Source organism: Telmatospirillum sp. J64-1 (genome assembly GCF_006980715.1).
Lineage (GTDB): Bacteria > Pseudomonadota > Alphaproteobacteria > Rhodospirillales > Magnetospirillaceae > Oleiliquidispirillum > Oleiliquidispirillum nitrogeniifigens.
On sequence record NZ_SBHN01000055.1, the window covers coordinates 1 to 4,392 of the forward strand.

13 protein-coding genes are annotated in these 4,392 nt (G+C 62.3%); all 13 read left to right on the forward strand.

Translation table 11 applies throughout. From position 1 onward, the window contains the following. Window positions 1–162 precede the first annotated feature (162 nt). The gene (locus tag EPD66_RS24235; protein WP_185961598.1) at window positions 163–339 is read left to right on the forward strand and encodes a hypothetical protein; all 177 of its coding nucleotides are present in this window, start codon (window positions 163–165) and stop codon (window positions 337–339) included. A gap of 88 nt (window positions 340–427) precedes the next feature. Next, window positions 428–868 carry a hypothetical protein gene (locus EPD66_RS23500; protein ID WP_142850991.1) on the forward strand — a complete coding sequence of 147 codons (441 nt, stop codon included), beginning with the start codon at window positions 428–430 and terminating at the stop codon, window positions 866–868. Next, on the forward strand, window positions 865–1,137 hold the full coding sequence (locus tag EPD66_RS23505) for a hypothetical protein (protein WP_142850992.1): 273 nt from the start codon (window positions 865–867) through the stop codon (window positions 1,135–1,137). Before EPD66_RS23500 ends, EPD66_RS23505 begins: the two co-directional genes overlap by 4 nt. Beyond that, window positions 1,134–1,451: a hypothetical protein gene (locus tag EPD66_RS23510; protein WP_142850993.1), complete on the forward strand. Its 318-nt coding sequence runs from the start codon at window positions 1,134–1,136 to the stop codon at window positions 1,449–1,451. Before EPD66_RS23505 ends, EPD66_RS23510 begins: the two co-directional genes overlap by 4 nt. Before the next feature lie 10 nt (window positions 1,452–1,461). Then, a complete protein-coding gene (locus EPD66_RS23515; protein ID WP_142850994.1) occupies window positions 1,462–1,815 on the forward strand; it encodes a hypothetical protein in 354 nt (117 codons plus the stop codon). After that, a complete protein-coding gene (locus tag EPD66_RS23520; RefSeq protein ID WP_142850995.1) occupies window positions 1,812–2,033 on the forward strand; it encodes a hypothetical protein in 222 nt (73 codons plus the stop codon). Before EPD66_RS23515 ends, EPD66_RS23520 begins: the two co-directional genes overlap by 4 nt. Then, window positions 2,030–2,365, forward strand: coding sequence for a hypothetical protein (locus EPD66_RS23525; protein WP_142850996.1), 336 nt, complete (start codon window positions 2,030–2,032; stop codon window positions 2,363–2,365). The genes EPD66_RS23520 and EPD66_RS23525 overlap by 4 nt, the downstream gene beginning before the upstream one ends. Then, complete coding sequence (locus EPD66_RS24875; protein ID WP_142850997.1) at window positions 2,362–2,559, forward strand: Lar family restriction alleviation protein; 198 nt, start codon at window positions 2,362–2,364, stop codon at window positions 2,557–2,559. Before EPD66_RS23525 ends, EPD66_RS24875 begins: the two co-directional genes overlap by 4 nt. Further along, window positions 2,556–3,020, forward strand: a complete 465-nt coding sequence (locus EPD66_RS23535) for a hypothetical protein (RefSeq protein ID WP_142850998.1) — start codon at window positions 2,556–2,558, stop codon at window positions 3,018–3,020. The genes EPD66_RS24875 and EPD66_RS23535 overlap by 4 nt, the downstream gene beginning before the upstream one ends. Beyond that, window positions 3,007–3,276 carry a hypothetical protein gene (locus EPD66_RS23540; protein ID WP_142850999.1) on the forward strand — a complete coding sequence of 90 codons (270 nt, stop codon included), beginning with the start codon at window positions 3,007–3,009 and terminating at the stop codon, window positions 3,274–3,276. Before EPD66_RS23535 ends, EPD66_RS23540 begins: the two co-directional genes overlap by 14 nt. A gap of 2 nt (window positions 3,277–3,278) precedes the next feature. Beyond that, window positions 3,279–3,659 carry a hypothetical protein gene (locus EPD66_RS23545; RefSeq protein ID WP_142851000.1) on the forward strand — a complete coding sequence of 127 codons (381 nt, stop codon included), beginning with the start codon at window positions 3,279–3,281 and terminating at the stop codon, window positions 3,657–3,659. Further along, window positions 3,652–4,065, forward strand: a complete 414-nt coding sequence (locus EPD66_RS23550) for a gp16 family protein (RefSeq protein WP_185961600.1) — start codon at window positions 3,652–3,654, stop codon at window positions 4,063–4,065. Before EPD66_RS23545 ends, EPD66_RS23550 begins: the two co-directional genes overlap by 8 nt. Next, window positions 4,055–4,392 (forward strand): hypothetical protein (locus EPD66_RS23555; RefSeq protein WP_142851002.1); only part of this gene is annotated, 338 nt, incomplete at its 3' end. The genes EPD66_RS23550 and EPD66_RS23555, both read left to right, overlap by 11 nt.

Genomic DNA, 4,392 nt, shown 5'->3' on the forward strand with positions numbered 1-4,392 from the left:
GGTTGTTTTCAGCACCTTCAACGGCCGCTTCTTCGGCACCGGCCCCCAAGGCCGTTTCAATTCGGACAGCACTGCCCACGATGGTGAGACCTGGTTCCAGGCGATGCTGAACTTCTTCTACGTGCAGGGGAGTGCAGCGTGATGTGCAACTGCATCGGAGAAATGAACAAGCTTCTGGCCGAACACAATGGCCAGATTGTCGAGACCATGAACCTCCGCACCGGGCAAGGCTACCCCGTGATCAAGGTGGAGAAGGTCAATAGCCGCTCCCGCAAAAGCCCGCCTCTGGCGATCCCAACCTTCTGCCCGTTCTGCGGCACGAAATACGAGAGAGAATAGGCGAAACGCCCGGCGTCGGTGACGGCGCCGGAGCGTCGGCGGGCGACTGGCCACCCCGCCCTGATGAGCCAGGCCAGGAGATGATGCGATGGATATCACACATACCGGCACGGACCGAATTCCCGGTCAACTACGGGAGCTTTACGACCTGTTGGTGGCGGCGGCCGAGGCCGGACTGCCGTGCCCCAGCAACAGCGAGATCATGGATCGGGGCATTATTCGAGGTGATCACACCAAATGCACCGCCGCCCTTCAACGCTTGGCCTCGGCAGGGCTGATCCGGATCGAGGTCGGCATCAACTGGCGCAAGGTCACTATCTTGGCCTCCGGCCAATCGACACGCAAGTCCAGTGGCCGCCGCCGTGGCAGCGTGCGCCGTATGACGCCTTCCGACATTGCCGGAACGACGAGCAACATTCGGCCGGCCAAGCGAACCTGCCTGCGCTGCCGGAGAAAGTTCGAGTCTCAAGGTCCGCATAACCAGATGTGTGGGCCGTGCCGCAATGCTGCATCGGAGATTGCCGCATGAAGCGCCGGCCTGCCCCCAGCGTTGCCGAGATCAACGCTGCTTTCACTGCCGCCGGCAAGGGCAAAGGCCGAAAGCTGGCCCAACTGGTGAAGTCTTTTTCCCTGGATGACCTTGCCGCCGCCTTCAGCGCCGCTGGCCCGGCACTAGATCGCTGGGAAGGAGAGGCGTTGCGATCCGCCTTGGCCTATGCCGCCGGTCGCAAAGAATGGCGCGAGCACCTCTCTGCCGAATGGCGTCAGATCCGCAAAGAGAGGAGAGCTGCGCAATGAGCGCCGTCCGCCGCATCCGCCCAGGCCGACCTTTGGATGCCATGGATGCCGAGGCATTGGTGACCGCCGCCATGGCCTCGCTCGGTCTGCATCAGACCCTGATCGCAGAGGGCTATGCCCTGATGCCCCGCGTCAGGCCCTACTGGCGCCAGGACCGCCTGATCTCGGCCCGGCTTGTCTGGCGCAACCGTGCTGCCGGCAGCACGGTCTCAATGTCCGTGCTTTATCCCACCTGCGTGCGCGACGGGGTGCTGATCATCGGCGACGGCATCGAAACGGCGCGCATGATCAGCACCAATGCACGTCTGCGTTAGAGAGGATGACATGTACCCGCCAGAAATAGCCCAGAGATTCAAAGATCAGGCCGGACAGAAGTACCGGCCGAGCAACGGCACGGAAGGCGAAATCTTTCTCGCTGCTTGGTGTGCTCGCTGCATCCACGAAGCAGCCCATCGCGCTGATCCAGACAACGAGGATGGATGTCTGATCATCGCCGCCAGCTTCGCCTTTGACATAGAGGACGAAGAGTATCCGCAGGAATGGCAATACGGCGAGGACGGGCAGCCGAAATGTACGGCCTTCGCCGCGACCGAAAAAGACTATCGCTGCCCGCTGACGCCCGATCTGTTCGAGGTGTGCAAAGGGTCCGGTTTTAAGACCAGCGAGGCCAAGGAATGACGGTTGACTACCGAACCGACGACGAATGCGAGCAGTGCCTGGAGATCAAGCCGCTGCTCATGCCGGTTGAGATCGAGGCGTATGGCGGACGCATCGTCGACCACCTGTGCTTTGAGTGCCGAGTTGGATGGCAGAACAATCAATGGGCGATGCTCGCAAGCACATACGACCATCGCCGCAAGCCGTCCCCTTTGCAGACTGAGGAGGCCAACAAATGATCAGCAGGGCAATCAAAGATTACGACCGGGAGTTCTCGGCGGAGATCAACCGGGCATGCGAGCGGCTAATACGCAACGCCGCACTTCTTGGTGTCGTGCCGGGCGCAATGGCCGTGACGGAGAGCGGCGAATATCAGATTGCCACCGTCGAGGCCCACATGGGGAAGGCGCGTTGGCAAGAGCCGCCTTATTGGGGCTGTCTCTCGGTGCGCGGATACAAGGTTCGCCGCGATGGAACGCTCGGCACGTTTGCCCATCACCTTAGCAGCTTCACCCTCAAAAACAGCGCCCAGCCCTCCGGTTTTTCAGACCGTGAAGGAGAACACCGATGACTGAGCTTTTGCCGTGTCCGTTCTGCGGAGGCGCGGGCCGTTTCAGCCGCAGCCTAGATGGTGAAGTCGTCAATGTCCGGTGCGCCGAATGGGGGAAGTCCTGCATGGGCGCTGGCCCTAACGAATACAGCGAGGCGATAGCCGCCGCCGGATGGAACCGCCGCACCTCCCCTTTGCAGACAGGAGAAGAATGATGCCTGACGGCGACACCTATCCGTTCCCTGAGCACGGCTGGACCTGCTTTCACTGTGGCGCAACTTTCCACACCATCGGCCAAGCCGAGGCGCATTTCGGCAAGACGCCGGAAGAGACTCCGGTCTGCAAGCTCAAGGTCGAGCTCGGCGGCGAACGCGGGCTGATCTGGGCCCTTCGGAAAGCGGAAAGCCGAGCGCGGCGCGCCGAGGGAAAGGCCGAGGCCCTGGAGTACCGCGAGTACATCGCGCTCACAGGCTACCGAGAGATCGGCGGCGCCAAGAGCCCCAGCGAAGCGCGCTTCAACTGGGACAGCATGCAAGGCCGCGCCATGGCGGCGGAAGCGATCCTTGCCGACATAGCCGCCCGCTGGCCAGCGCTGGTCGAGGCTTCGCGCCGCCGCATCTGCCAGCGCCACAATGCCTCCCCTTTGCAGACTGGAGGTGACAATGGCCCAGCCTAAACGATGCGCCAGATGCTCGCACCCTTCCATGTGCCGAGAGTTCGGTTGCGCGGCTGAACAAGCAAGCAACGCCAACAGATCGACTCAGCCGCAGGAGGAGATCCAGCGTCTAAGGGCGGCTATCGAATTGCTGTGCCGCCGGGCGATGGAGGCTCAGGATTCTGAAGCCGACAATGGCTTCGCGCTATATGTGGCGATCTTCACCGGCTCTTTGATCGCCGGATGGTCGCCCTCCGGTTTCAAAACTGAGGAATGACCATGAAGCGAATCTATTTTCACCCCATGAAGGGCGCCAGCGGCGCACCGCCCGGTGCCATTGGCATGAGCGACAACCCCGAGCCGACCGGCAAGGAAATCTGCGGCCTCATCGCCATCGACCCGCACGGCATGATCTGCGCCGCCGGGGAAGCAGAACATTGGGCTGAAGAACTCTGCAGACGCTGGAATGAATACCCGGAGATGGGCGCTGTAATCCGCGAGGCCGTCGAAGCCGAGCGCATGGCATGCGCCGATCTGGCCCGAGAACATGCAGCCAAAGGCTGGGGCACCGCCCCCCTTAACGCGTTGGCCGCAGCCATTGAGGCGCGCGGGCAGCCCTCCGCTTTGCAGACCGATCCCGAGGGAGCCGACCATGCGTAATGCCCTGCTGGCCAAGGTCCATATCGCGCGCAAGGAACTCGCCCTCGACGAGGAGTCCTATCGCGCCCTCCTCAAGCGGATCACGGGCAAGGTCAGTGCCGGGGATCTGCGCGACCACCAACTCGACCAAGTGCTGATGGAGTTCAAGCGACTTGGCTGGAAGCCGGCGAAGGCGGCCTTGCCGGCACCGGCAGCCCGCGATCCGCAATCGCGGATGATCCGGGGCATGTGGATCGATCTGGGCAAGTCCGGACAACTCGTCGACCGCTCCGAGAAAGCCCTGCGCGCCTGGATCGAGAACCAGGTGGGAGCGTCAGATCTGCGCTTCTGCGATGCCGCCCAAAAGCGCCAGTTGATCGAGCAGCTGAAGCGCTGGTCGGCGCGGGTTGGGATCGATGTCGGCTGATGACACCACCACTTGGCCTGTGGGGTTGCAGCGCCTGGCCGAGATTGTCGGTGCCAAGGCCGCGCTGCAGCTTGCCGATACTATCGGCGGGGTGCGCACGCCAATCCCCAAGAAGATGAATTCCGACCATCCCCTGGCCAAGCTGATCGGCCGGGAGGAATTCGCGAAGCTGGTCTATGTTTATGGCGGCGACACTATCGAAATCCCCAAAGGATCGTTCAAACGGCTTTTGAAGGCCGAGATCTTGAACGCCAAGGGCAGCACGCGCAGCATCGCCTTGCGCGTCGGCTGCACCCAACGCTATGTCAAGAAGCTACGGCAGGCCAC